Source organism: Veillonella parvula (genome assembly GCF_042850485.1).
Lineage (GTDB): Bacteria > Bacillota > Negativicutes > Veillonellales > Veillonellaceae > Veillonella > Veillonella parvula_Q.
The window spans coordinates 938,253-964,243 of record NZ_AP031417.1 but is presented as its reverse complement, the minus strand read 5'-3'; the positions used below and the strand labels follow the sequence as shown (position 1 = coordinate 964,243).

At 36.9% G+C, this 25,991-nt stretch carries 28 protein-coding genes and 1 riboswitch; of the genes, 1 reads left to right on the top strand and 27 read right to left on the bottom strand.

Going from position 1 to position 25,991, the window contains the following annotated elements:
• Positions 1-12 precede the first annotated feature (12 nt).
• The 24 genes from ACGHIY_RS04280 to ACGHIY_RS04165 form a co-directional block, all read right to left on the bottom strand.
• Positions 13-837 (bottom strand): phosphatidate cytidylyltransferase, encoded by an 825-nt coding sequence (locus ACGHIY_RS04280; RefSeq protein WP_120054749.1) that lies wholly within the window; start codon positions 835-837, stop codon positions 13-15.
• A 3-nt stretch (positions 838-840) separates the two neighbouring features.
• Positions 841-1,605, bottom strand: a complete 765-nt coding sequence (locus tag ACGHIY_RS04275; RefSeq protein ID WP_278451619.1) for an isoprenyl transferase — start codon at positions 1,603-1,605, stop codon at positions 841-843.
• Positions 1,586-1,837, bottom strand: a complete 252-nt coding sequence (locus ACGHIY_RS04270; RefSeq protein ID WP_004697100.1) for a hypothetical protein — start codon at positions 1,835-1,837, stop codon at positions 1,586-1,588. The genes ACGHIY_RS04275 and ACGHIY_RS04270 overlap by 20 nt, the downstream gene beginning before the upstream one ends.
• A complete protein-coding gene (gene frr / locus ACGHIY_RS04265; protein ID WP_004695693.1) occupies positions 1,837-2,397 on the bottom strand; it encodes a ribosome recycling factor in 561 nt (186 codons plus the stop codon). The genes ACGHIY_RS04270 and frr overlap by 1 nt, the downstream gene beginning before the upstream one ends.
• Positions 2,398-2,402: 5 nt before the next feature.
• Positions 2,403-3,128, bottom strand: coding sequence for a UMP kinase (gene pyrH / locus ACGHIY_RS04260; RefSeq protein ID WP_004697414.1), 726 nt, complete (start codon positions 3,126-3,128; stop codon positions 2,403-2,405).
• 62 nt (positions 3,129-3,190) lie between these two features.
• On the bottom strand, positions 3,191-3,871 hold the full coding sequence (tsf, locus tag ACGHIY_RS04255; RefSeq protein WP_004695689.1) for a translation elongation factor Ts: 681 nt from the start codon (positions 3,869-3,871) through the stop codon (positions 3,191-3,193).
• A gap of 98 nt (positions 3,872-3,969) precedes the next feature.
• A complete protein-coding gene (gene rpsB / locus ACGHIY_RS04250) occupies positions 3,970-4,722 on the bottom strand; it encodes a 30S ribosomal protein S2 (protein ID WP_004695687.1) in 753 nt (250 codons plus the stop codon).
• Positions 4,723-4,975: 253 nt separating this feature from the next.
• Positions 4,976-5,626: a ribulose-phosphate 3-epimerase gene (gene rpe, locus ACGHIY_RS04245; protein WP_004695686.1), complete on the bottom strand. Its 651-nt coding sequence runs from the start codon at positions 5,624-5,626 to the stop codon at positions 4,976-4,978.
• Position 5,627: 1 nt separating this feature from the next.
• On the bottom strand, positions 5,628-6,491 hold the full coding sequence (rsgA, locus tag ACGHIY_RS04240) for a ribosome small subunit-dependent GTPase A (protein ID WP_004696976.1): 864 nt from the start codon (positions 6,489-6,491) through the stop codon (positions 5,628-5,630).
• Between the two features lie 8 nt (positions 6,492-6,499).
• A complete protein-coding gene (gene pknB / locus ACGHIY_RS04235) occupies positions 6,500-8,425 on the bottom strand; it encodes a Stk1 family PASTA domain-containing Ser/Thr kinase (protein WP_390525767.1) in 1,926 nt (641 codons plus the stop codon).
• A 27-nt stretch (positions 8,426-8,452) separates the two neighbouring features.
• Positions 8,453-9,154, bottom strand: a complete 702-nt coding sequence (locus tag ACGHIY_RS04230; protein ID WP_004697417.1) for a Stp1/IreP family PP2C-type Ser/Thr phosphatase — start codon at positions 9,152-9,154, stop codon at positions 8,453-8,455.
• Positions 9,147-10,193: a 23S rRNA (adenine(2503)-C(2))-methyltransferase RlmN gene (gene rlmN, locus ACGHIY_RS04225; RefSeq protein WP_004695677.1), complete on the bottom strand. Its 1,047-nt coding sequence runs from the start codon at positions 10,191-10,193 to the stop codon at positions 9,147-9,149. Before rlmN ends, ACGHIY_RS04230 begins: the two co-directional genes overlap by 8 nt.
• A gap of 18 nt (positions 10,194-10,211) precedes the next feature.
• Positions 10,212-11,567 carry a 16S rRNA (cytosine(967)-C(5))-methyltransferase RsmB gene (rsmB, locus tag ACGHIY_RS04220; protein ID WP_004695675.1) on the bottom strand — a complete coding sequence of 452 codons (1,356 nt, stop codon included), beginning with the start codon at positions 11,565-11,567 and terminating at the stop codon, positions 10,212-10,214.
• Positions 11,548-12,342 (bottom strand): DUF116 domain-containing protein, encoded by a 795-nt coding sequence (locus ACGHIY_RS04215; RefSeq protein WP_004695673.1) that lies wholly within the window; start codon positions 12,340-12,342, stop codon positions 11,548-11,550. Before ACGHIY_RS04215 ends, rsmB begins: the two co-directional genes overlap by 20 nt.
• Positions 12,326-13,336: a methionyl-tRNA formyltransferase gene (gene fmt, locus ACGHIY_RS04210; RefSeq protein ID WP_004695671.1), complete on the bottom strand. Its 1,011-nt coding sequence runs from the start codon at positions 13,334-13,336 to the stop codon at positions 12,326-12,328. The genes ACGHIY_RS04215 and fmt overlap by 17 nt, the downstream gene beginning before the upstream one ends.
• Positions 13,329-13,817 carry a peptide deformylase gene (def, locus tag ACGHIY_RS04205; protein ID WP_004695669.1) on the bottom strand — a complete coding sequence of 163 codons (489 nt, stop codon included), beginning with the start codon at positions 13,815-13,817 and terminating at the stop codon, positions 13,329-13,331. The genes fmt and def overlap by 8 nt, the downstream gene beginning before the upstream one ends.
• Before the next feature lie 13 nt (positions 13,818-13,830).
• Entirely contained in the window at positions 13,831-16,014 is a 2,184-nt protein-coding gene (gene priA, locus ACGHIY_RS04200; protein WP_390525740.1) for a primosomal protein N', read from the bottom strand.
• Positions 16,015-16,076: 62 nt separating this feature from the next.
• A complete protein-coding gene (gene metK / locus ACGHIY_RS04195; RefSeq protein ID WP_004695665.1) occupies positions 16,077-17,267 on the bottom strand; it encodes a methionine adenosyltransferase in 1,191 nt (396 codons plus the stop codon).
• 49 nt (positions 17,268-17,316) lie between these two features.
• Positions 17,317-17,417: riboswitch (SAM riboswitch) on the bottom strand.
• 44 nt (positions 17,418-17,461) lie between these two features.
• A complete protein-coding gene (locus ACGHIY_RS04190; protein ID WP_390525739.1) occupies positions 17,462-19,126 on the bottom strand; it encodes a SulP family inorganic anion transporter in 1,665 nt (554 codons plus the stop codon).
• A gap of 51 nt (positions 19,127-19,177) precedes the next feature.
• A complete protein-coding gene (gene coaBC, locus ACGHIY_RS04185; RefSeq protein WP_390525738.1) occupies positions 19,178-20,377 on the bottom strand; it encodes a bifunctional phosphopantothenoylcysteine decarboxylase/phosphopantothenate--cysteine ligase CoaBC in 1,200 nt (399 codons plus the stop codon).
• A 52-nt stretch (positions 20,378-20,429) separates the two neighbouring features.
• Complete coding sequence (gene rpoZ, locus ACGHIY_RS04180) at positions 20,430-20,645, bottom strand: DNA-directed RNA polymerase subunit omega (RefSeq protein WP_004695660.1); 216 nt, start codon at positions 20,643-20,645, stop codon at positions 20,430-20,432.
• 4 nt (positions 20,646-20,649) lie between these two features.
• Positions 20,650-21,279 (bottom strand): guanylate kinase, encoded by a 630-nt coding sequence (gene gmk / locus ACGHIY_RS04175; RefSeq protein ID WP_390525737.1) that lies wholly within the window; start codon positions 21,277-21,279, stop codon positions 20,650-20,652.
• Positions 21,280-21,287: 8 nt separating this feature from the next.
• Positions 21,288-21,557, bottom strand: coding sequence for an extracellular matrix/biofilm regulator RemA (remA, locus tag ACGHIY_RS04170; RefSeq protein WP_004695657.1), 270 nt, complete (start codon positions 21,555-21,557; stop codon positions 21,288-21,290).
• Positions 21,558-21,571: 14 nt separating this feature from the next.
• The gene (locus tag ACGHIY_RS04165; RefSeq protein WP_390525736.1) at positions 21,572-22,453 is read right to left on the bottom strand and encodes a YicC/YloC family endoribonuclease; all 882 of its coding nucleotides are present in this window, start codon (positions 22,451-22,453) and stop codon (positions 21,572-21,574) included.
• 127 nt (positions 22,454-22,580) lie between these two features.
• On the opposite strand from ACGHIY_RS04165, the gene ACGHIY_RS04160 reads away from it, so the two are divergent.
• On the top strand, positions 22,581-24,296 hold the full coding sequence (locus ACGHIY_RS04160; RefSeq protein WP_390525735.1) for an NFACT family protein: 1,716 nt from the start codon (positions 22,581-22,583) through the stop codon (positions 24,294-24,296).
• A 166-nt stretch (positions 24,297-24,462) separates the two neighbouring features.
• Here ACGHIY_RS04160 and ACGHIY_RS04155 read toward each other — a convergent pair whose 3' ends face one another.
• Genes ACGHIY_RS04155 through rsmD form a run of 3 tightly spaced genes read right to left on the bottom strand, consistent with a single transcriptional unit; the run spans position 24,463 to position 25,989 of the window.
• On the bottom strand, positions 24,463-24,930 hold the full coding sequence (locus tag ACGHIY_RS04155) for a hypothetical protein (protein ID WP_004693228.1): 468 nt from the start codon (positions 24,928-24,930) through the stop codon (positions 24,463-24,465).
• 11 nt (positions 24,931-24,941) lie between these two features.
• Positions 24,942-25,433: a pantetheine-phosphate adenylyltransferase gene (gene coaD, locus ACGHIY_RS04150; RefSeq protein ID WP_004693226.1), complete on the bottom strand. Its 492-nt coding sequence runs from the start codon at positions 25,431-25,433 to the stop codon at positions 24,942-24,944.
• Positions 25,434-25,437: 4 nt separating this feature from the next.
• Positions 25,438-25,989 carry a 16S rRNA (guanine(966)-N(2))-methyltransferase RsmD gene (gene rsmD, locus ACGHIY_RS04145; protein WP_008713828.1) on the bottom strand — a complete coding sequence of 184 codons (552 nt, stop codon included), beginning with the start codon at positions 25,987-25,989 and terminating at the stop codon, positions 25,438-25,440.
• Positions 25,990-25,991: the final 2 nt, after the last annotated feature.

The following is a 25,991-nucleotide window of genomic DNA, read 5'->3' as shown; positions in this document are numbered from 1 at the left end:
ACCTCTATGAAATTAGTACGAAAATAGTAATATATATATTAATGTAATAGGAGCCGCAAATAATAAACTATCAAAGCGATCCAATACACCGCCATGACCTGGTAATAATGTACCAGAATCTTTTACATTACATAGTCGTTTAATCTTTGATTCAAACAAATCACCTAATGGTGCTAATATACCGCTAATCATACCTACATGGATTCCCATCCACCAAGGAATGCCAACGATATACGAAAATACTGCACCTGTAAGGATACAGCCGATAAATCCACCAATAAAACCTTCTAGTGTTTTATTAGGACTAATGGATGGTACTATTTTACGTTTACCAAAAGCTCGACCTGAAAAGTATGCAAAGGTATCGCTAGCCCAAGTAGTAAACAATAATAACCAAAGTGTAATAGTGCCCCAGTTATATAGTTCAAAAGGCATTGATAAATTCATGTAAATTGAATCATGACGAATCAAGAGCAATGAAGTCATACCCATACCAATATATAATAAACCAAATACACTAAAGGATACACTAGACATCGAGTACTTAGTTTCACCAAATGTACACAACATATAATTGGCAAATAAACTTAATACTAAAATAGCTATAGCTATAATATACTGATGACATGCAAGAGCAATCATTAGCAATAAAATGCTAATATATCCCCATATAATGGATATCCAAACACGTTTAGCTTTACCAAGTAATACAAACTCACGCCACCCTAATAAAGCTAAAAGTGTAATTAGCACATCATACACTAATCCACCAAATGTAATGGCCCCTAAGGCAATAATAAAACCAATAACAGCGGTAATAACACGTGTTTTTAACATTTTTTATTCCTCATCACATAAGCCACCAAATCGGCGTTCTCGTTTCTGATATGCCGCCACAGCTTCAAGTAAAGTTTCCTTAGTAAAATCTGGCCAATGCAAATCGGTAAACCAAAATTCAGCATACGCTAGTTGCCATAACAAAAAATTACTAATTCTAAAATCACTACTAGGACGAATTAATAAATCTACATCACTAAACTCTTTAGTGAATAATTGAGAACTTACATATTCTTCAGTAATTTTGTCCATTGTAATAACGCCATTCGCAACGGATTTTACAATGTCGCGGATAGTTCTAATTATTTCATCACGCCCACCATAGTTAATCGCTAACTGTAATGTGAGGCCTGTATTATTCTGAGTTAATAATTCTGCATCTTGAATGATTTTTTGTAGGTCTTCTGAAAGCCCTCCAATAAAACCAATAAATCGAATGCGTACATTATGTTCATGCATATACTTAACATTATTATTTAAGTATTCTTTTATGAGAGACATAAGTAAAGAAACTTCCTGTTCAGGACGTTTCCAGTTCTCCGTGGAGAAACCATATACCGTAAGAGCTCTAATTCCGATCTCATCTGCGGCCATAACAATTTCTTTTAACACCTCTGCACCAGCACGATGCCCCATGGAGCGCGGCATGCCTCTGCGTTTAGCCCATCGTCCATTACCATCCATAATAATAGCAACATGTTGTGGAATTATATTACGATCAATGACAGGCGTATCAGAACGTTTACGGTTAAATAATTTCTTTAGCATAGTCTACCTCGATAGAATTTCCGAAGTCGCTGGCAATCATTGGTCTATATAGTAGTATATGTAAGCACTCATCAACCTTTGTAATACGTGCCACATAAAATCCTTTATCTGAAATTTCAAAGAAGCGATTAAAGGATCCACCAATCATTACCTTAAAAGGAATATGGGCAGCCTGCAAACGAGACTTTGCAAGCTGCCATGGTATTCCAATAAGGCTATTAGAATCAAACATTATACTTCTAATACGTCCTTTTCTTTTACTGCTTTTAACTCATCGATTTGCTTAACTTTAGCATCGGTAAGCTTTTGGATTTGATCTAAACCGTCTTTAGCATCATCTTCAGTAATCGTTTTAGCTTTCTCTTCTTTTTTTAATGCTTCATTTACATCGCGACGAATGTTGCGCACTGCAACTTTTGCATCTTCAGCCTTTTTATGAACTACTTTAACGATTTCTTTACGACGTTCCTCAGTTAATTGAGGAATACTTAAACGAATTTGTGCACCATCATTACCAGGGTTCAAACCTAAATCAGATTGTAAAATTGCTTTTTCAATAGCACCAATCATTGTTTTATCCCAAGGTGCAATCACAATCATGCGAGGTTCAGGCACGGAGATATTCGCAACTTGATTAATGGGTGATGGACTTCCATAATAATCAACCATTACTTTATCAAGTAGTGCTACACTAGCACGGCCTGTACGAATAGATGCGAATTCATGTTTTAAAGCCTCAATAGACTTATTCATGCGGTCTTCTGCTTGTTGTAACAATTCTTTAATTTCCATATGAATTATTCTCCTCGAACAATGGTCCCTATCTCTTCACCTTTAGCAGCTTTTGTAATATTACCAGGAATATCCATGCTAAATACAATAATAGGAATATTGTTATCTTTACATAAAGTTGTGGATGTAGCATCCATTACTTTTAATTCTTTTGTGATAATCTCGTTATATGTTAATTCGTCAAATTTAACGGCATTAGGATTTGTCTTAGGGTCAGAATCATATACGCCATCAGCAAATTTCTTTGCCATTAAAATAGCATCGGCTTCAATTTCAGCGGCCCGTAATGCAGCTGTTGTATCTGTAGAGAAGTAAGGTTTACCAAGGCCAGCACCGAAGATGACGATACGTTTTTTTTCTAAATGACGAATAGCACGACGGCGAATATAAGGTTCTGCAATTTCTTGCATTTCGATAGCCGTTTGTACACGTGTATCTACACCAGCTTGTTCTAATGCATCTTGCAATGCTAAGGAGTTCATCACTGTTGCAAGCATCCCCATATAGTCAGCAGTAGCACGATCCATACCTTGATTGCTACCAGCTAAACCTCTCCATAGGTTACCACCACCAACAACAATTGCGATTTCTAAATCAGTGGATTTTGCTAAAGCAGCAATTTCTTTTGCAAATTCTTCGACAACATCAGGATTAATACCAAAACCTTGTTCACCTGCTAATGCTTCACCACTCAACTTTAAAACAATACGTCGAAAGTTTCTTTTTGCCATATTTTTACTCCTCTATTGCAAAATAAGAGAACACTGTACGGTGTTCTCTTATTGTTTATTAATTATTTACCAACAGATGCCATTACTTCTGCTACGAAGTCATCTTGGCGTTTTTCAATGCCTTCACCTAAACCATAGCGAACAAAACGACGTACGTTGATGTTTTCACCGATTTTTGCAATACTTTCATTAATAATGTCTGTAACAGTTTTATCACCATCTTTAATGAATACTTGTTCTAATAGGCAATTTTCTTTATAGAATTTTTCGATACGGCCAGCAACCATTTTTTCTAAAACAGCTTCAGGTTTTGGTTTACGACCAGCTTTAACGTCTTCTTCAGCTTCTACTTTAGCTTGTTCCAATAATACTTGTTTTTCGTGTTCAATAACTTCAGTAGGAACTTCTTCACGGTTCAAGTATGTAGGATTTACAGCCGCAATTTGCATTGCGATATCGCGTGCTAAATTTTGGAAATCATCAGTTTTTGCAACAAAGTCAGTTTCACAGTTAACTTCCACTAAAACACCGATACGACCACCAGCATGAATGTAGGATTGTACTACACCTTCAGCTGCAATACGACCAGCTTTTTTAGCTGCCGCAGCCAAACCTTTTTCACGAAGAAGGTCAACCGCTTTATCGATATTACCGTCAGTTTCAACCAATGCTTTTTTAGCGTCCATCATACCTGCGCCAGTCATGTCGCGCAATTCTTTTACCAAAGCAGCAGTAATTGCCATTATTTTGTTCCTCCTAGTATTAATTAAGGTAAGGATATAGTCCTTACCCCAATTATATATGTTATAGATTTATCTTTCAAATGCTAATACGACAACGATTAAGCTTTACCGTCTCGAACCATTTCAGCAGAGTCAGCTACCATGTTATCTAATGCTTCTTCGAAGGATTCGCCTTGACGACCTTCAAGAACAGCGTCAGCCATTTTACCAGCCAACAATTTAACAGCACGGATAGCGTCGTCATTTGCTGGAATTGGGAAATCAACTTCATCTGGGTCACAGTTAGTGTCAACTGTTGCAACCACTGGAATGCCCAATTTTTTAGCTTCCGCAATAGCAATTTTTTCTTTTTTAGGATCTACTACGAAAAGAGCACCTGGCATTTTAGGCATATCTTTGATACCACCAAGGTATTTTTCCAATTTATCCATTTCATGACGAAGACCGATAACTTCTTTTTTAGGCAATACTTCGAAAGTACCGTCTTCTGCCATAGCTTCCAATTGTTTTAAACGTTTAATACGAGTTTCAATTGTTTTGAAGTTAGTCAACATACCGCCCAACCAACGTTCGTTAACGAAGAACATGTTAGCACGGATAGCTTCTTCTTTAATAGCTTCTTGAGCTTGTTTTTTAGTACCTACGAACAAGATTACTTCGCCTTGGGAAGCAACTTCACGCAAGAAATTGTAAGCTTCTTCTACTTTTTTAACTGTTTTAGACAAATCAATGATATAAATACCATTGCGTTCAGTGAAGATGAATTTCGCCATTTTAGGGTTCCATCTTCTAGTCTGATGACCAAAGTGTACACCAGCCTCTAATAATTGTTTCATTGATACTACTGCCATTGTGGCACCTCCTGTTAATTAACCTCCGCCGCTTCATCCTTCGGGTCACCCAAAATTAGGCACAGTACCGAAGTCCACTGACGTGCATATTTTTCATACCTAATAATTCTAACAAAAAATCATAGCAAAAGCAAGCAAGGAGTGAGGAATTCTTTAAGTATTCCTCACTCCTTATTTTAAATACATTCTCTTTCTTATTGATGTACGATCTTATGTTCAAATTTGAATTATAGAATATTATGAAACTATTTATTCAATTATTGCGAATGGAGTCAATCATACTTGCACGATTTTCTGCTCCAAACACTGCAGAACCAGCAACTAAAACTGTAGCCCCCGCTCTTTTAATCGGTACACAAGTAATATCGTTAATACCACCGTCCACCTCAATGACTGCCGTTGAATTGTCTACTTCTTCTAACAATATCTTAGCTTGTTTAACTTTTTTTATGGCATTCTTAATAAAAGATTGTCCTCCAAATCCTGGATTCACAGACATAATTAAAATCATATCTAAATCTGCAGCTACATCTTCTAGTAGAGATACAGGTGTACTAGGATTCAATGCTACACCAGCCTTCATCCCACACTGCTTGATATGTTGAATCAAACGATGCATATGAGGTACAGTTTCTTGATGAAAAGTAAAATATTCTACACCAATTTTTGCAAATTCTTCTACATAATCACCAGGATTAGTAACCATCAAATGCACATCAAATGGTAATTTTGTATATGGACGAATGGCTTTCACAATGGGAGCACCAAAGGTTAGATTCGGAACAAAGTGTCCATCCATGATGTCGATATGTAATAAATCAGCCCCCGCTGCTTCAATAGATTTTAATTCTTCGCTTAACACCGCAAAATTTGCGGAAAGCATAGATGGTGCAATTTTTATCATATTAAAACCTCTTTCGTTGACTTTCTATATCATTACGTATAGACATATAAGCATCATATCGTCCTTGATGAATATGACCAGCTTCTAGAGCAGCTTTAATCCCACAAATGGGTTCATGTTCATGATAGCAAGGATTAAATTTACAAGTATCAACATATTCACCAAATTCTGGGAATAATGTAGGCAATCTTTCAAGGGAAACATCATTAAATTCAATAGCACTAAATCCAGGTGTATCCATGATAAAAGAATCTGCATCTAAACTATATAAAGAAGCGTGACGAGTAGTATGTTTACCACGTTTAATCTTATCACTTACCTCCCCAGTCTGGAAGGCAAATTTGGGGTCTACCGCATTTAAAAGACTACTTTTACCAACACCAGATGGTCCTGCAAAAGCCGTTACCTTATGTTGAAGCACATGACGCAAATCATCAATGCCTGTCATATTATATGTGGATGTCATCAAAACCTCATAGCCGATTGATTTATAAAGATCAACCATAGCTTTCGTCTCTGAATCCATCAAGTCACATTTATTGATACATAGTACGATAGGTATATCCGCATGTTCAATCATAACGAGCATTTTATTGAGTAATAACTCATTAATATCTGGTTCATGGGCAGCCACAACTAATACAACTTGGTCAATATTAGCTACTGCAGGGCGAACCATCGAATTATGACGTTCATGGATGGATTCAACGAACCCATCCTCCGAAATCGTAACGCGGTCCCCTACAAGTAAACTATAGCGTCCTTGCTTAAGTCTGCCACGAACCTTACATTCATGAATGGTACCTGTATCATCTTGTACATAAAAGTACCCATTCATATTTTTGACAACAATGCCTGTAATCATAGTACCTCTTATAATGCAGTTTCTTGCACTAATGCACCATTGAGGTACACCTCAATACGTACATTACCTACACCAGACACTTTTTTAACAACACGATCTCCAGGTTTATTCGTATCATCATAGATTACGGCAGAACCTTCATCATCTTTTACGACAATTTTAAGTTCTTGATTTTTAGAACCAGCTGGTACAGTAACATCTATAGTACCAGTTGTTTTATTACCACTGTTTCCTTCTTTTTTATCGGATTTCTTTTTATCATCTTTGAACTCAGTCGTAAGATTTAATGTGGAACCTTCGTCAATTTCGTCGCCAGCTTTAATGCTTTGCTCTATAACCACAGATTTTTCTTCCACAGATCCAGATACTTGGTTTACACCTAGTTGAATATTACTCAATGTATCACGAGCATCTTTTAATGTCATACCAACAAGATTAGGTACTTTGACTTTCTTAGCCTTCGCTTTATTTACTACGAGATCAATTGTTGTCCCTTTAGACACTTTAGAATCTCCTGAAGGACTCTGAGCAATAATTACACCATCTTTTTTACCATCTACAGATTGTTGTGTTATTTTCCCCACAACTAAACCTAAATCTTTAAGTCGTTGACGGGCTTGATCGACAGTTAAATCAGTTAAATCTGGCACCGTAATATCGCCTACACCTTTAGAAACTACAAGGTGAATTGTCCGTTGCTCTTTAACCTTTTCTCCAGCCCCAGGTGTTTGAGAAATAACTTGACCAGCTGGCACATCAGGATTCGTAACTTCACTTGTAGACACACGCAAATGTTTATCTTCTAAGATATTTTTTGCTACAGAAACTTGTTTGCCTACCACATTAGGTACATCTACTGTTGTATTACTCCAGAAATTTCCGTAGCTTAAGAAAGCACCTAAAAATGCTACTAAAAAAATGACAGCAGCACCTAGAACGATGTATTTTTGTGGAATCGATGCAATTTTACTTAACATACTCTTCTTTTTACCCTCGTCTTTACGTTCTTCTTGAATAGCACTTAGATCTTCAAGTGCTTCAGGATCAACCGCAGGAATCATTTGTGTAGCAAAATCATATGGTTCATGACGTTGTGTTTTCCCCATTGTAAAACCTTGAGATAACCGCAAATCACTGATCATATCAGAGATAGAATCAAAGCGATCTGCAGGATTTTTAGATAATGCCTTCATAACAACAGCTTCTAAAAGCGGAGGGATTGATGGATTATATCGAGTTGGAGGTTCTACCTTCTCACGAACGTGTTTTAATGCTACTGCAATTGGCGTTTCCCCTTCAAATGGTACACGACCTGTAAGCATTTCATACAATACAACACCCAATGAATAGATATCTGTATTTCCATCTACTGGTTTACCACTAGCTTGCTCTGGTGATAAATAGTGTGCAGAACCCAAAATCGAATTCGTATACATAACTGTGTTAGTTGCATTTATTGCACGAGCAATACCAAAGTCAGTTACTTTAACGCGCCCCGTATTGGTAATAATAACATTATGTGGTTTTATATCACAATGAACAATACCCATTGTATGAGCGTGTTCTAAGCCTTCAGCTATGGCAATAGTAAATTTAACAGCCTCATCTATAGACAATCTTCCATGACGAGTTATATATTTTTTTAAGGTTTCACCATCTACATATTCCATAACAATGTAATGTAAATTTTGGTCAAAACCTACATCATACATATTTACAATATTGGGATGATTTAATTTACCTGCCGCTTGTGCTTCTCGTTTAAATCGAGTCACAAATTCATCATCATTTGCAAAATTAGCATGCAATACTTTTATTGCTACTTGTCTACCTAGTAAGGTATCTTCTCCAAGGTATACATCAGCCATTCCACCAACGCCAATTTTATCAACAATACGGTAGCGGTTATCTAGAAGTATGCCTTTTATATTCATAGTACTCATTATTTCTCCATTTCTAGATTAGATTGTTCCCACCACAATGGTCACATTATCTCCTGCTCCGACTTCATATACAGCTTCCATCAATGATTCAATAACCAACATATCATCATCCGTTGATTGTAATGCAGAGGCAATTACATCATCAGATACATAGCCACTTAATCCATCAGTGCAAAGTAAAATACGATCACCGGGAAGAATAGACTCTACACCACTATCAACCTCTAAGATTTCATCAACACCGACTGCACGGGTTAATAAATTACGTTGAGGGTGATTTAGCATTTCATCCTTTGTAATCTCTCCAGCTGTTAATAATTCTTGTACCATAGAATGATCCGTAGTAATTTGTCGTAAATGACCATCTCTATATACATACAAACGACTATCACCAACACTTGCCCAGTAAAGTTGATTACCATTTATAGCTGTAACTACAGCGGTAGTACCCATACCAGCAAGTCGTTCTTCACAAGCAACGCGATTTACAATACGTTGATTAGCGTGAATGATAGCATCACATAAGTCTTGTTGACCTATCGTTTCAAGGGAGGACAAATATTCTTTTATTTCATCTACAGCATAGGTACTTGCAATTTCACCACCGCTATAACCACCCATGCCATCAGTAACAGCACAAATATGGCCATCAATGAAAAAACGGTCCTCGTTACGCTGGCGTACAAGCCCAATTTTACTTAAACCAACAAAATTATTCATGATTCTCCTTTTTCCGACCATGAGCAGCCTTTAACTGTCCACATGCGGCTTGGATTGCATCGCCCATTTCCTTTCGTACCGTTACTGATACGCCATAGGAACTAACGATGTCTTTAAATGTATTCATATTCGTAATAGATGGTTTATATAATTCAATATGTTCATTGCCATTAACTGGGATCAAGTTAACATGACAATTTGGGAAATCTTTACAGATTTTCCCCAAAGCATGAGCATCATCTATAGATGCATTTACAGAATCTATAAGAATATACTCAAAGGTAACACGACGCTGTGTCGTATTATAATAGTATTTTACCGCATCTAAGACTTCCGTCAATTCATAACGTGCCCCAACGGGCATAATACTACGACGAACTTCATTATTTGTAGCATGTAATGAAAGTGCTAAGGTTATTGGCAAACCTTCATCAGCTAATTTATAAATATTAGGAACCCAACCACAAGTGGAAATCGTCATCTTACGATAACTAATATTACAAATCATAGGATCATGTAGTAGTTGTAATGCTTGTAATACATTATCATAATTTTGTAACGGCTCCCCAGCGCCCATAACGACAACAGAGTGTATTTCCTCTTTAGTAAGAGCCCCAAATATGACAACTTGTCCAATAATCTCAGCGACTGTTAAATCTCTGTATAAGCCACCTTGTGTAGAAGCACAGAATACACATCCCATAGCACACCCCACTTGAGAGGAAACACATACAGAATACCCATAGTGTTGCTCCATCAAAACTGCTTCCACACGACTTTGATCTGACATCTCTACAAGTATTTTGCGAGTCTTTCCATCAGGGGCAATAGACTCTGTAATTAATGTAGGTAAAGAAATAACACAATTATCACCTAGCCATTGACGCAAGTCTTTCGGAAATTGTGTCATGTCTTCAAAATCAAAAATATATCTATGATAGATATAGTCAATTAACTGTTTCGCTCGAAACTTTTGTATATTATGGGTCTTAAAGATAGATTGTAATTCTTCTAAAGACTTACCCAATAATTCTATCATGGTGCTCCATTTCTTATATTATGATAAGCGTTTCATGCGAGCCATAAAGAAACCATCCATATGATCTCGCGGTGGATAGGTTGTAATCATACCATCTATAGCTTGTGGTGCCCCTTTATATGATACAGGATCAATGATAAAGTTCTTATGAATTGCCAAGAATTTATTTAGAACAGCTTCATTTTCACCACTATTCATAGTACATGTGGAATATACTAAATATCCATTAACCTTAACCATTTCAGAAGCTTTTTCTAATATTTCAAGTTGTAACGGCGGCAACTCAATAAGTAAAGACTCTGTTTTACGCCAACGCATGTCTAATTTCTTTTGTAATATACCTAGACCAGAACAAGGAGCATCAACTAAGACGCGATCAAATTGTTCTTTCCAATTATCAGGAAGATAACGACCATCTTGAAGCTTAGTAGAAATAATAGATACACCTAATCGCTCAGCATTTTGATTAATCAGTTCTAATTTATGGTCGTAAATATCACAACTCATAATAGCTCCTGTATTATTCATAAGACTTGCCATATGCATAGACTTGCCACCTGGTGCAGCACAACAGTCTAAGATAAGCTCTCCTGGTTGAGGATCTACCACATGGGCTACTAACATAGATGCTTTATCCATAAAAGTAATATGACCTTCTAAAACAGGTTTAGCTTTTTCTAAATGACCTTGATGTCCATCAATATAAACTACTTCAGGAATATATGTATCCTGTTCTACAATCCAATCTAAATCTTCTAATTCTTTTAAACAATCCTCAATAGATACTTTCACTGTATTTATGCGAGCCGTCAAACGAGGTTGTTCATTAAACCAAGAACAAAGATCTACGGTCTTATCTTTTCCCATTTCTTTTATCCATAAGTTGACAAGCCATAATGGTTGATTGTAGATAAAGGAAATTTCTTCAGCTTCGGACTTAGCTAGTTCACCGATAGAAATGCTATCACTTTCACGTAAAACCGAACGCAAAACAGCATTTACAAAACCAGATAAACCTCTAGTTAGCTTTTTGGCGAGTTTAACAGATTCGTTAACAGCCGCACTTTCAGGAACCTTATCCATATAGATAATTTGATAAATACCAAGTCTAAGGATTTCCACAACCATAGAAGATAGTTTCTTTAAGGGTCGCTTTGCAAAGTGAACAATAATAGCATCCAAGTAATTTTTTCTACGAATGACCCCATACACAAGTTCAGTAAAGAATCTTCGATCTAAATCGGATAGATGATATTTCTGTAAATACTCTTGCAACTTTATATTTGCATAAGCACCATTGCGATTAATTTCACTCAATGCTTTTACAGCGAGCAATCGAATATTTTGTTGTTGATTAGTCTTTACCTCTATCATTACTATTCCTACCAATCAATTGTTCTACTACTGCTCGAACACGTTCAGAATCGACTGTTGTATTACAACATGGCCCATTAGGACGTTCATTTAATACCCCAATAACTGGGATGGGAAATACATCAGCCATTCCACTTGCTAAATCTCGTTCGCAAGCTATTGCTACAATAGCTTTTGGGCGTGCTTCCTTTACCTTCATCCGCGCTAAGGTGCCTCCAGTGACAACTATAAATTGACAACCATAGTCCTTAGCCACTTGCAACAAATTACCAACCTGGCATCGCCCACACTGCTTACAATTATATACATCATGTGTAACCTTATGAACACACGAACTTTCTTGTAAACAGTGAGGAGTTAATAATAATATACGTTCTGGATCTACCGTATACATATCTAGCATTACTAAATGATTGATTAAATCAATCATAGACTGGCGGAGTTGATCCTTAGTAACCCCTCTCACCTTACCAATCGCCAAAGTTAATGGAAATAATCCATAAATAAACTGATTGGCTAATCTTAAAACAATAGGATGTAACCTTATAATACCTGTGCTAGCAACAATTAAAGATAAGCACAAAATCCATATAATAGCAATAAGTATAGATATAACTACACTACTTATAATTGATGCAAATGGATGCAATTGTAAAAGTCCTGGTTCTAATATATACATTAGAAAGGCTAGTACTGCTGTGAGCAAAGCACATGTAATAGTTGATAAAATCAAGTATAACGGATACGTTTCGTACTGCTTATATTGAGTCCCCAAAAACGATACCTTCCTTTATTTGATGACCATTTATAAAATCAATTGCAGAAATGCGTTTTTTATTTTCTGGTTGGACTTCTGTTAATAGAATTATATTTCCATCACCACAAAATACACCTAAACCGGCTATTTTAGATACGATTGTACCAGGCACAGTTGTGGCTGATATAGCAATTGGTACATGTTTACCATGGACATCTATCAAACAGTGAGTCGTATCACTGGGAACCACTTCTCCAGACCATACTTTTAAACGTTTTCCATCGAGATATGTATAACATCCAGGTGCTGGATTAAGTCCTCTAATGAGATTTGCAATTTCATTAGCCGGCTTAGACCAGTCGATCTGCCCCATTTCCTTTGTAATCTTAGTAGTATGTGTAGCCATTGAATCATCTTGTGGTGTAGCCACAATTTCTCCATTAACCCAACGAGTTAATACAGGCACTATAGTTTCACCCCCCAGTACAGCTATACGTTCAAATAACTGTCCTGTCGTTTCACCGGGTAAAATATCTATCTCCACAATGTCAATGATATCACCTGTATCAAGGCCATCATCCATATGCATTATGGTAACACCCGTTTTAGAGTCTCCATTAAGAATTGCATAATGAATTGGCGCAGCGCCTCTATAACTAGGTAAAATAGAGGCATGAACATTAATACAACCATATTGCGGCAATCGAATAAGCCAAGGAGGTAATATTTTACCATACGCAATAACAATCACTACATCTGGTTGTAATGCTTCTAATTCGGCTCTCACTTGTTCATCACGCAAAGTGACTGGTTGATATACAGGCAAGTCATGCTCTAAAGCAGCTACTTTTACAGGGGGCATTTGAACTTGTTTACCACGCCCTTTTTGTTTATCAGGCTGGCAATACACACCGACAATAGAATGACCAGCTTGAATCAAAGCCTCTAAGGTAGGCACAGAAAAGTCTGGTGTCCCCATAAAAACGATGCGTAATTGTTTATTATCAGACAATTTCTTTCTCCTCTGGATGATCAGTAATTAATCGTAAGTTAGTTGCTTTTTCAATAAACAAATGACCTTCCAAGTGATCAATTTCATGTTGGAAAATACGCGCCAAAAAACCTTCAGCTTTTATAGTTACCTTCTTATTATGTGGATCAATACCTTTAACAGTGACTTTATTAAATCGTTCCACATCTCCGAAATATCCTGGCACACTTAAGCATCCTTCAGGTCCAACTTGAGAACCTTCAGCATGAGTGATTTCAGGGTTAATTAGCGCAATAAGACCACTACCAGATTGGTCATCTACAACGATAATACGTTTAGCTACAGCCACTTGAGGTGCTGCAAGACCAACCCCTTCAGTCTTATACATAGTTTCAGCCATATCATCGATAAGGGCTCTAAGTTTTTTATTAACATGTTCTACAGGTTCCGCCACTTGTTTTAAAACGGGATGACCTGCTTTCACAACATCTAATACAGCCATTGATACTCCTACACTACACGGGATCCACGTCAATCAGCAGTCCTTCTTGCGTGAAAATCCATGAGTTATATATATATTCTTTCAAATTCGTTAAATCTGTACCGCGAATCATAATAGCTAAACGATACATATCGCGCACTTTTTTTATAGGCGCTTCATAAGGACCATTAATCAAAATATCCTGATTTCCTTTATAAGACTCCAAGTCATCGACAATACGATTTGCTATAGACTCTAATGTTTTCATATCTTGATGACGCACAACCATATGAATCATTTCGCGAAATGGAGGATATCCTAAAGCTTTACGGTTTTGAATTTCTTCATTGTAAAAGCCTATATAATCATGAGCCTTACTCTTTATTATAGCATAATTTAAAGGATTATATGTTTGTATTACAACGCTACCCGGTTTTTCACCCCTACCGGCACGTCCAGACGTTTGAGTAAGTAAATCAAAAGTTCGTTCTGAAGCTGTATAAACAGGAATATTCAAAACTGAATCGGCTGTTAAAATACCAACAGCTGTTACATCTTTAAAGTCATGACCTTTAGATACCATTTGTGTTCCCAACAAAATATCATATTTATGAGCTCCAAAGTCATGTAAAATATCTTCTGCTAATTGCTTATTTTTTGTCACATCTTGATCAAGACGAGCAATGCGAGCCGATTTAAAGTGACGACGTAACTCTTCCTCTACCTTTTGTGTGCCTGAACCAAAAAACTTAATCCTCTTACTATTACATTTGGGACAAACAGTTGGAATTGGTTCATGATGTTCACAATAATGACAACGCAATTCTTCACCAGCTTGGTGATAAACCATAGCTACATCACAATGAGGACACATAATAGTTTCCCCACAATCCCGGCACATAACAAAAGTATTATAACCACGTCTATTTAACAGAATAATCATTTGATTATGCTCATCTAATGTATGTTGAATTAAGCGACTCATGGCATCAGAAAAAACGGAGTAATTTCCATGAAGAATTTCTTCCTTCATATCTACTATAGTAACCTTCGGCATAGATTGCTCAAAAATGCGATTTGGCAACTCTAGTAAATGATACTCCCCTTGCTTAGCTTTATAGTACGAAGTAACAGATGGTGTAGCAGAACCTAAAATAACGGGACAACCATGTGCCTCAGCACGCCACAATGCCACGTTACGTGCATGATATCGAACCATATCCTCTTGTTTATAAGATGGATCATGTTCTTCATCGACCACAATAAGGCCGATATCCTCAGCTGGCGCAAATACGGCAGAACGAGCGCCAATAATAATGTGACTATCCTTACGGCGCAAACGCTCCCAATTATTGTTCCGTTGTTGTACCGTCAATTTACTATGAAATACTACGACTTCGTCACCAAAAGTTTCTACAAATCGTTTCACAATTTGATCAGTCAATATAATTTCAGGTACTAAAATAATAGCCGTCTTATCCTGACTAATACATCTTGCTGTAGCACGTAAATATAATTGAGTCTTACCACTACCAGTGACACCATGAAGTAAAAAGGTTTTATGTTCATGGCTATTCATTGCATCTTGTATTGGTCCATATACAGCTTGTTGAGCTTCAGTAAGAGGAATATTAACTTCTTCTGTTAAAAGCTCATCAAATGTTGTTTTTGTGGCTTTAAAACGAGCTTCAACGACAATACCTTTAGCTTCACTCACTTGTTTAATGACCATACGAGAATAGCCTTTAGCTAGTAGTAATGCCTTAGATGCTCCGCCCACTTCAAGTAAGTATTTTGCTAATTCTCGTTGCTTCTTTTTTCGTTCACTAAATTGTGCCACCGAAAATTCTGGCATGACTACTAACCATTCTTCCTTTGGTGCCTCGTAAGATTTTAATGTCTTATTCACTGTAAACAATCGCAATGCATCGCCATAAGAGAATAAATAATACTCATTTAGACGGCGGGCCGTATCCATCATTTCCGGTGTAAACCAAGGTTCGCTATCTAATACTTGCACAATATTTCGTAAAGTGAACTCTGGTGGCTCAACTAACTCGTCGTAACCAATAAGAATGCCTTCTTCACGACTATGTCCTAAAGGAATGAGTACGCGCGTACCAGGTAAGACATTACCAAACTTTTCAGGCATTAAATAGCTCAAAGGTTTATGAAGTTGTTTGGCCGGTCTGTTAATTATAACTTGTGCTACGCGCATACATTTTTTCCTTTCGTTTATTATAAAAGGTCTCAGTAGAAATTCTACCAAGACCTTTTGTATTATAAGCCAGCTTCTTCTTTTAGAATTTGTGCTTTATCTGTACGTTCCCAAGGTAAATCCACATCAGTTCTACCAAAGTGACCATACGCTGCAGTTTTGCGATAATGAGGCTTTAACAAATCAAGCATTTCAATGATTCCTGCTGGACGAAGGTCGAAATGTTTTTTAACAAGCTCTTGAATTTTTGTTTCCTCTATGCGACCTGTACCAAAAGTATCAACTAAAATAGATACAGGATGAGCAACCCCAATTGCATAAGCAACTTGCACTTCACATTTATCAGCAAGACCTGCTGCTACAACATTTTTAGCTACATAACGCGCTGCGTATGCTGCAGAACGGTCCACCTTAGATGGATCCTTACCAGAAAATGCACCGCCACCATGACGGGCCATACCACCGTATGTATCTACAATAATTTTACGGCCAGTTAAACCAGCATCTCCATGAGGTCCTCCAATTACGAAACGACCAGTTGGATTGATGAAGTATTTAGTATTTTCATCAACGAATTCAGCAGGCAACGCTGCGTCAATTACATAACGCTTCAAATCGGCTTTAATTTGTTCTTGGGTAACTTCAGGGCTATGTTGCGTAGAAATAACAATTGTATCAATGCGCTTAGGTTTACCATCAACATATTCTACAGTAACTTGAGTCTTACCGTCTGGACGTAAGTAAGTTAAGGTCCCATCCTTACGAACTTCTGTAAGTCGACGAGATAAACGATGTGCCAAGGAAATTGGCAAAGGCATGAGTTCAGGTGTTTCATTAGATGCATAGCCAAACATCATACCTTGGTCACCAGCACCGATTTTATCAAGCACTTCACCATTGCCATCTTTTGATTCAAGTGCTTCATCAACACCCATGGCGATATCCGCAGATTGTTCATCGATGGATACAAGTACACCACAAGTATCACAATCAAAACCAAATTTTGCACGAGTATAACCAATTTCACGAATTGTATCACGTACGATGCGAGGAATATCTACATATGTGTGAGTAGAAATTTCACCTACTACATGAACTAAACCAGTAGTAACTAAAGTTTCACAAGCCACACGAGCAGTTGGATCCTTTTCAATAATCGCATCCAAAACAGCATCAGAAATTTGGTCAGCTATTTTATCTGGATGGCCTTCAGTAACAGATTCAGAAGTAAAAAACATATGTTTTTCAGCCATTTTATCCTCCTAATACGAAAAAAAGTCTCTCATGCACTCATGAGAGACCCTCCCATCTAACGACATTTGTCATAGGAATTAGCACCTTTTCCGCTTGGAATGGTTGCTGTAGCTTCACAGGGCCTATCCCTCCACTACTCTTGATGAGTTACAGAAATATTATAGTGTATTTACAGTGAGAAAGCAAGTCATTATTATACCTCTCTTGCCTCTTTTAAAGCTAAATCATGTTCAACCTTATGAAGGGCACTTTCAAACTGACGATACATATGATGACGGCCCAGAATATCCAAGAAATCAGATTTATACATCTCTCTACGTATATCGTAACTCACATCACTAAGCAAAACTTCTATGCCTCTTTTTTGAAGTTCTTCAATAATACCTCGTAAAATACGTAAACCCGTTAAATCTACAAATGGTACTTTTACAAAACGAATGATTAAATATTTAGGATCTTTATGTATAGAGTTTAACGCTCTATCAAATGCACTTATAGCACCAAAGAATAATGGGCCTTCTACAGTGTATACCATTATTTCTGGATGGATTGTAATCTCATGCCTAATCTGTGCTGATAATTCGGCACTACTTGCTTCATGCACATCAATTGTATTAACCATTTTGCGCATAAACTGCAACACTGCAAGTACTACACCTACATTTACAGCTACTACTAAATCCGTAAAAATAGTCAGGAAAAAGGTAAGCAATAATATTATTTGATCTGGACGAGGTGCGAGAATAAGCATTCGTATAAAACGTGGTACATCACTCATATTGTAGGCTACTACAAATAATATGGCTGCCATAGATGCCAACGGAATATACACTGCATATGGGGCTAAAAATAAAAGAATGGCACCTAATGTAATGGCATGAACAATACCTGCCACCGGAGAATTACCACCTTGACGAATATTTGTAGCAGTTCGCGCAATAGCACCGGTTGATGCAATTCCACCAAACAATGGCGCAAATATATTAGCTAATCCTTGTCCAAATAATTCAGTATTAGATTCATGCTTGGTGCCACTCATACCATCAGCAACAACTGCAGACAATAAGGATTCAATAGCGCCTAGCATGGCAATTGTAAAAGCCGGCCCGATTAAGGATAAGATTTTATCAAAACTCAATTTTGGTACAGAAAATTCTGGCAAACCTTGAGGTATGCCACCAAATGCACTACCAATGGTTAAAACCGTAGGAAATTGGTAGATAGCTTGAATAACCGTAGCAACAATCATAGCTACAATGGGAGCTGGAACTTTATTAATATATGGGATTTTAGGTAAAACTAACAGTAGACTTAAGCTTAAGAGTGCAATCCCCAATGTAGGTAAGTCAGAGTATGGTAAGGACTGAATCATAGCCCATAATTTTTCATGGAAATGAGCCATATAAGGCAACGGTGGAAATCCAAAGAAATATGGCCATTGCCCTACCCAGATCGTAACACCAATACCTGCTGTAAAACCCATAATAACAGGTGTCGGTATAAACCGAATGACTGTCCCTAACTTTGCAACGCTCATTAAAACCAGAATAATCCCTGCCATCATGGTCGCAATTTGTAAACCTTCAAAGCCATAATTGACAACGATACTGCTCAATAGAACGATAAATGCCCCTGTAGGGCCCGCAATCTGAACAGGGGAGCCACCAAACAAGGATACAAATATACCTGCAATGATTGCCGTATAAATGCCCGCTTGCGGTGTAACTCCACTAGCAATAGCAAAGGCCATTGCTAGAGGCAGAGCCACAACCCCTACGACCAATCCGGCGATAATATTATTACTCCATTTTCCCTTTCCTAAGGAGCCCTCTAAATACGCTTTTTGTATAGCAAACATATAACAAAAACACACCCTTCTTAAAAGAACACACACAAGAATTAATTTATGTTAGCTATGTTTGTTTGCTACTAAGTCAATAACTTCTCTAAGGATATGTCGAGCAAGGTCAGATTTTTTCATATTAGGCATTTCTTTAGGCTCTTTATCAGGATATAAAAAATAGCCTTCATTCGTATCTACATTAAAACCTGCATTCGATTTGCTTACATCATTGGCCACAAGCATATCTAGATTTTTTTTAGCCACTTTATCCTGACCATACTTGATTACATGTTCTGTTTCTGCCGCAAAACCAACAAGAATTTGATGACTTTTTTTAGAGCCCAACCCTTGTAGAATATCTGGATTTTTTACAAGTTCTATGGTCATAGACTCCATTTTTTTTATTTTTTGCTCTGCTTTATGAAGGACTCTAAAGTCAGAAACAGCGGCAGCCATAATAACTACATTAACATCATTATAACGAGCTTCAACAGCCTCCTGCATAGATACCGCAGAATCTACAGAAATAAAGTCTACGCCACTTGGTATAGGCAAGGATGTGGGAGCACTTACTAATATCACCTTAGCCCCCATGTGTGCAGCCTGTTCTGCAATGGCATATCCCATCTTACCGCTAGAACGATTTCCAATATACCGAACAGGATCAATACTCTCCTGTGTTCCGCCAGCTGTAACAAGTATAGTAGTACCTTCAAGCTCATTGGTGCTGCACATTTTAGCTTCTAGCCAATCCACAATTGCTTCGGGCTCCGGTAAACGTCCTACACCAGTAATACCACAAGCTAACCAGCCTTCTGCAGGGTCCATAATATGGTACCCCAAAGAACGTAATCCTTCTAAATTGCGTTGAGTAATAGGATTATTATACATTTCTGTATTCATAGCAGGACAAAGGTACTTAGGTGCTTTGGTAGCCATAATTGTTGTAGTTAACATATCATCAGCAATGCCTGCATAAATTTTTCCGATCACATTTGCTGTTGCAGGCACAACTACATATGCATCTGCCCAAGTGGCCAGTGCAATATGTTCTACATCCCACTGATGAACTTGTTCAAACATGTCTAGAGCTACAGGATGTCCACTGATTTCGCCAAATGTTAAAGGTGACGCAATATACGTTGCATTTTGTGTCATTACAACCTTTACTTCAGCCCCTTTTTTACGAAGTCTGCTTACCACTTCAATTGCCTTATACGCTGCAATACCTGCAGATACTGCGACAATGATATGTTTTCCGCGCATGTTCTTCTCCTTTTAAAAATTCCTTGTATCAATGATACAAGGAATTGATTTTTTATTTAATGCCTTCTTTAGTGCGTTTATATGTCACTTCACCTTCAGCAATTTCATAAAATGCCAAAGATACAGGCTTGTCAGTCGCATGTGTAGATTCTGCTAAGCAAGGTTCGCCATCTGTTAATTCGCGAGCGCGTTTAGCCGCTAAAGTCACCAATGTATATTTGCTATCTACTTGGCTTTCCAATTTTTTTAATGGAGGTTTTACCATCATACTATCACTTCTCCTTAGACTCTTGATATTGTTTATAAATATATTGAATTTGCTCTTTATTACGACTAATCTTACAAGACTCAGCTCGCAAGATAGAGGCAACCTTTTCAGAAGCCTCTGCTAAATCATCATTTACGACGATATAGTCATAACGATGAGCTAAGGCCAATTCTGAACAAGCCAATGACAATCGTTTATCAATGACTTCTTTAGCATCTGTGCCACGATTATGTAAACGTTCAGATAACTCAGATAGTGAAGGCGGTACAATGTAAATAAATACAGCATCGCTAAAACGTTCCTTAACCTGCATAGCGCCTTGAATATCGATTTCTAATAGTACACTTTTTCCATCATCTAATAAATCCATTACATGTTGTTTTGGAGTACCATAGTAATTATCATATACCTTAGCATATTCTAAGAATGAGTCTTCACTAAGTAAAGACTCAAATTCCTCTTTAGAGCGGAAGAAATAGTTAATTCCTTCCTTTTCACCCACACGTGGAGCACGGGTTGTCATAGAAACGGAATAAACTAAATTAGGCATTTCTTTACGAATATTCGCACAAATCGTACCCTTACCTGCGCCAGATGGCCCGGATATAACGATTAATAATCCTCTGTCTGACATATGCACTCCTATGATTCCACTGTATCTACATCCACATCATGTTGCACAAGTCGATGTGCTACGGTTTCAGGTTGAATTGCAGATAATACAATTTGACCACTATCCATAACTAATACAGCACGTGTCTTACGACCATATGTGGCATCAATGAGCAATCCCTTGTCTCTAGCATCTTGAACCATCCGCTTTATAGGGGCGGATTCAGGACTAATAATAGCCATAACACGGTTAGCAGATACCATATTACCAAAGCCTATATTCAGTAATTGAATACTCATTCATAGACCTCCTATTACTCTACATTCTGTACTTGTTCTCTAATTTTCTCTAACTCACATTTAAGTTGAACCACAAGCTCAGTAATAATCGAATCCATTGCTTTGGAGCCGATTGTATTTACCTCACGATTCATTTCTTGCAAAATAAAATCGACCTTACGACCGATTGAGTTTGTATCTGCAAGTGTATTTTTTAATTGTACCACATGAGAGGTAAATCGGACAATCTCTTCCGTAATATCCGTCTTATCAGCTAATAGAGCAATCTCTTGTATAAAACGATCCTCACTAATACTCGCTTCTAAAGAAACTAAATATTCCTGAATTTTAGTTTTTATGTGTTCGCGATATGCTTCTACAGCACCAGATTTATTAGTGTCAATTTTAGTAATGATCTTTTCAAGTGTATCGATACGATCTAATAAATCCTGCTTGATATGTTGACCTTCCGCAGTTCGCATTGCTATTAAAGCATCTAATGCTTGAGTCGTTGCTTCTTTTACAATATCTGATAGAACATCTTCTCCAATTGGTGTATCTTGTTGTTGAACCCATTCGGTAGAAATCGAATTTACAGCTTGTAAAGGTACCTTTTTAGAATCATCATAGAATTCTTCTTGTACCAACAACTCTTGTATTTGTTTTCTCAATACACTATTAATAGTAAAAGTTTTAGGTCGCTCCCCTGCATCTAAAATAGAAACTGATACCTCAACCTTACCACGAGTAATACGATCTTGTATCATTCCACGAATAGTACTTTCAAAAGGATTCATTTGTTTTGGACTACGAATAAACAGATCCAAGAAGCGAGCGTTTACGGACTTAATTTCTACCGTACAGGTAATGCCATCTTTGGTTGCTGTGCCAGAACCAAAACCGGTCATACTTTTCATAAATCATCCTCCTTAGTAGTTTTTATTATTGTACCACGAATTACACAATCCGTGTTTAAATACTAAGAATTATATGTACACTATGGTATACTAAACTATACTTCTAAATATATTTGAAAGGAGTACTATGAATTTAGACGGACTTACCATGTCTGTACTCGCTAAAGAATTAAACGAGCGACTACAAACAGGTCAAATACAAAAACTATATCAAATAGATAAAACTACATTATTATTTAAAGTTCGAGCACTTAACGAAGACCAAAACTTAATTATTACCGTAGGTGCCACACCAGCAATGTATCTTAGCCAACCACTTCAAGATCTACCAAAAGAACCAAGCTCACTTTGCATGTTCTTACGAAAGCATATTGAAGGTAGCCGCATCGTAAAGGTGGAACAAATCAATGGTGACCGTATCATGTGTATCCAAACGGATAAACTAGAAATGGACGGTTCTATTACGAGTACATATATTTATATTGAATTAATGGGCAAATATTCCAACTGTATCTTCGTACAAGACGGTATTATTTTAGAATCCTTAATTCACGTCTCCCCTCTCATGAACCGTGAACGTATTATTAGTCCAAAAATACAGTATGATTTACCACCTAATGCTAATCGCGTAAGTTTAATGGACTTTGATAATAATGAAGTAAAAAATCTACTTACTTCCTTTGGTAATGGCTCTGTGCAGCAATCTATTCGAGCTATCTTTAACGGTTTTGGTAAACCTTTATTGGATGAGCTTTTATATATTTCCAAATTAAGTGGTGAAGAAATCATAACTGATTTAGATACTTCTCAACTAGATACACTTGCTAAAGCCTTGTACGACCTCAAGGTAAAACTCGAAAATAGCAAAGGTTTATTTACTTTAGTCAACGATAACAATAAAAAAGCTTACACAAGTATTTTATTACATAACTATAAGGTATTAAAAGAATACAACACTATTTCTGAAGCCTTAGAGGAATCTATTCATAATACAAAGGCAATTTATACAGCTGATAAAGAGTTAGAAAAAATCTTAACAGCAGCCATCAAAAAGGAAGAAGGTCGCCATCAAAAGATCAAAGATGAATTAGAAGATACTAAGAAAATGGAAACCTATAAATTATATGGTGATCTTCTAATGATAAATGCACACCTTCAAGTGCAATATGAGCCTTCTATTGAATTACAAAATCTTCTTTCCGAAGAAAATGAAATGTTAACGATTCCTTTAAAGCCAAACTTAACGATTGTGGAAAATGCACAATGGTATTATAAGCTTTATACAAAACTAAAAAATCGTATGGTTAGTGGCGAGTTCCAACTCAATGCTAGTACTACAAAACTAGCATACTTACAATCTATTCTGTACAGCATCTCTTTAGCCACAACTCGTGAAAGCTTAGAAGAAATACGCAAAGAATGCATGGATGCAGGTATCATAAAAAAATCAAAAAAACCACTATCTTACAAGCTTGGCAAATCTAACTACATTCACTTAACAATTGATGAAGGTGAAATATTCATCGGTCGTAACAATCAACAAAACGAATATTTAACACACCGATTTGCAAAGCCAACTGACATTTGGTTCCATACACAGGATATCCAAGGTTCGCACCTTATTTTAAGACTCAATGTTGAGCCAGACGATATGATTCTATCTAAAGTAGCTCAATATGCAGCCTACTTCAGTAAAGCTCGTGATACTAGTAAGGTCCCGGTAGATTATACATACATTAAAAATATCAAAAAGCCACCTGGATCTCCTTTGGGATTTGTTATTTTTAATACCCATCAAACTATGATTGTGGAGCCGAAAAAGCCAGAAAACTATAGAGAATGATAAAAGCGAAGGTATCCCTTCGCTTTTATTTTTGGTTTATTATTTCGCTCACATTATTTTTTACATATTGATCTGAAAATTGATATTACTTATCTTAAGTTTTCTATGGAATTTAAAATATAAAAAAAGAGGCTAGATATAATATGATATCTAGCCTTTGTTTAAACTATTGGTTTTCTTCTGTACGTTGTTCGGTTTGTTTCAAACTTTCACGATTTTGACGCAAGCTTTCCAATGTTTTCTCCAAGTTGTTTTCAACATATTTAAGAACATCACCAGCATATTGAATGGAGCTAGCTTTCAGCTCATCAGAGGATTGATTTGCTGCATTAATAATTTGATTAGCTTGTTCTTGAGCTTGTTTTACAAGTTCACTTTCAGCTGTCAATTTAGCAATGTAGTCTTTAGCTTGATCGATCAAAGTTTCAGCCTGACGTTGAGCATCAGCTAACACTTTATCTTTATCTGCTACAATACGACGAGATTCTTCAAGTTCCAAAGGTAAGGATTCCTGAATAGAATCAATAATACGCATAATTTCGTCTTCCTCAACCATACGTTTTGTAGTCATAGGAATACGGCTGCTAGATTCAATAAGAACCTCTAAATCTTCTAATAATTTTTCTGTTTTCATACAATTCACCCCTATTTATTATGGACCGTATTAAAGCGTTCTTCAAGTTTTTCCTTAACATCATCCGGAACAAGACCATCTAGCTTACCACCAAATTTAGCTAGTTCACGAATACCCGTGGAGCTGACAAAAGAGTATTTGTTATTTGTCATAATAAATACTGTTTCAATGTCATCATCCAAATATTTTGCAAATAATGCGCGCTGAAATTCATATTCAAAGTCGCTCAATGCACGTAATCCTCGAATAATAATAGTAGCATTCTTGGATTTAACATACTCATTGAGTAAGCCACCTGTACAATCAATTTCAACATTAGGAATATGTTTGACAGAATTTCGAATCATCTCAACCCGTTCTTCCATAGAAAATAAGGAATTTTTATTCGGATTTGAGCTGACAGCAATGATTAATTTATCAACCAATCGGCTGCCCCGTTCAAAAATATCAACATGTCCATTAGTAACTGGGTCAAAACTACCCGGACATACACCTATACGCACAGGTTTAGCTCCTTTCAGCTGTCTTTACAAAATAGGAAACCAACGTATAACCAAATTTCTGTTCTTTTATACATTCCCATGATTCTGGTAAGGTAAAAACCTCATCCTTATGATGTTCTAATAATAAAACACCTTCAGGTTTTAACAAATCATAGTTCACAACCAAATCTATAGTATCTTGTATAAATCCATTTTCATATGGCGGGTCAGAAAATATATAATCGAACTGTCGCCCTACTATATAATTTTTTAATTGTGAAAGTTTCCTCGGAATAATTTCTAACCGATCATCCACACGACAATGTTTAGCATTCTCTAAAATTAGTTTTCCCGTTTTAAAGTCCACTGCTACTGCATGTGCTGCACCACGACTTAAGGCTTCAATTGCTACTGCACCAGTGCCAGAAAATATATCTAGTATATCAGAACCAAATATACCTCTATTTGCTAATACATTAAATACACTTTCACGAACACGATCAAGTGTAGGCCTAGTATCTAATCCTTTAGGTGCTTTTATAGCATGTCCCTTAGCAGTTCCGCCAATAATTCGCATAC

Coding starts and splice junctions, on each gene's coding strand:
- ACGHIY_RS04280 (WP_120054749.1), bottom strand. CDS start 837: ATGTTAAAAACACGTGTTATTACCGCTGTTATTGGTTTTATTATTGCC.
- ACGHIY_RS04275 (WP_278451619.1), bottom strand. CDS start 1,605: ATGCTAAAGAAATTATTTAACCGTAAACGTTCTGATACGCCTGTCATT.
- ACGHIY_RS04270 (WP_004697100.1), bottom strand. CDS start 1,837: ATGTTTGATTCTAATAGCCTTATTGGAATACCATGGCAGCTTGCAAAG.
- frr (WP_004695693.1), bottom strand. CDS start 2,397: ATGGAAATTAAAGAATTGTTACAACAAGCAGAAGACCGCATGAATAAG.
- pyrH (WP_004697414.1), bottom strand. CDS start 3,128: ATGGCAAAAAGAAACTTTCGACGTATTGTTTTAAAGTTGAGTGGTGAA.
- tsf (WP_004695689.1), bottom strand. CDS start 3,871: ATGGCAATTACTGCTGCTTTGGTAAAAGAATTGCGCGACATGACTGGC.
- rpsB (WP_004695687.1), bottom strand. CDS start 4,722: ATGGCAGTAGTATCAATGAAACAATTATTAGAGGCTGGTGTACACTTT.
- rpe (WP_004695686.1), bottom strand. CDS start 5,626: ATGATAAAAATTGCACCATCTATGCTTTCCGCAAATTTTGCGGTGTTA.
- rsgA (WP_004696976.1), bottom strand. CDS start 6,491: ATGATTACAGGCATTGTTGTCAAAAATATGAATGGGTACTTTTATGTA.
- pknB (WP_390525767.1), bottom strand. CDS start 8,425: ATGAATATAAAAGGCATACTTCTAGATAACCGCTACCGTATTGTTGAT.
- ACGHIY_RS04230 (WP_004697417.1), bottom strand. CDS start 9,154: ATGAATAATTTTGTTGGTTTAAGTAAAATTGGGCTTGTACGCCAGCGT.
- rlmN (WP_004695677.1), bottom strand. CDS start 10,193: ATGATAGAATTATTGGGTAAGTCTTTAGAAGAATTACAATCTATCTTT.
- rsmB (WP_004695675.1), bottom strand. CDS start 11,567: ATGATAGAGGTAAAGACTAATCAACAACAAAATATTCGATTGCTCGCT.
- def (WP_004695669.1), bottom strand. CDS start 13,817: ATGGCTGTATTAGATGTTGTGAAAGCAGGTCATCCCGTTTTAAAACAA.
- priA (WP_390525740.1), bottom strand. CDS start 16,014: ATGCGCGTAGCACAAGTTATAATTAACAGACCGGCCAAACAACTTCAT.
- metK (WP_004695665.1), bottom strand. CDS start 17,267: ATGGCTGAAAAACATATGTTTTTTACTTCTGAATCTGTTACTGAAGGC.
- ACGHIY_RS04190 (WP_390525739.1), bottom strand. CDS start 19,126: ATGTTTGCTATACAAAAAGCGTATTTAGAGGGCTCCTTAGGAAAGGGA.
- coaBC (WP_390525738.1), bottom strand. CDS start 20,377: ATGCGCGGAAAACATATCATTGTCGCAGTATCTGCAGGTATTGCAGCG.
- rpoZ (WP_004695660.1), bottom strand. CDS start 20,645: ATGATGGTAAAACCTCCATTAAAAAAATTGGAAAGCCAAGTAGATAGC.
- gmk (WP_390525737.1), bottom strand. CDS start 21,279: ATGTCAGACAGAGGATTATTAATCGTTATATCCGGGCCATCTGGCGCA.
- remA (WP_004695657.1), bottom strand. CDS start 21,557: ATGAGTATTCAATTACTGAATATAGGCTTTGGTAATATGGTATCTGCT.
- ACGHIY_RS04165 (WP_390525736.1), bottom strand. CDS start 22,453: ATGAAAAGTATGACCGGTTTTGGTTCTGGCACAGCAACCAAAGATGGC.
- ACGHIY_RS04160 (WP_390525735.1), top strand. CDS start 22,581: ATGAATTTAGACGGACTTACCATGTCTGTACTCGCTAAAGAATTAAAC.
- ACGHIY_RS04155 (WP_004693228.1), bottom strand. CDS start 24,930: ATGAAAACAGAAAAATTATTAGAAGATTTAGAGGTTCTTATTGAATCT.
- rsmD (WP_008713828.1), bottom strand. CDS start 25,989: ATGCGAATTATTGGCGGAACTGCTAAGGGACATGCTATAAAAGCACCT.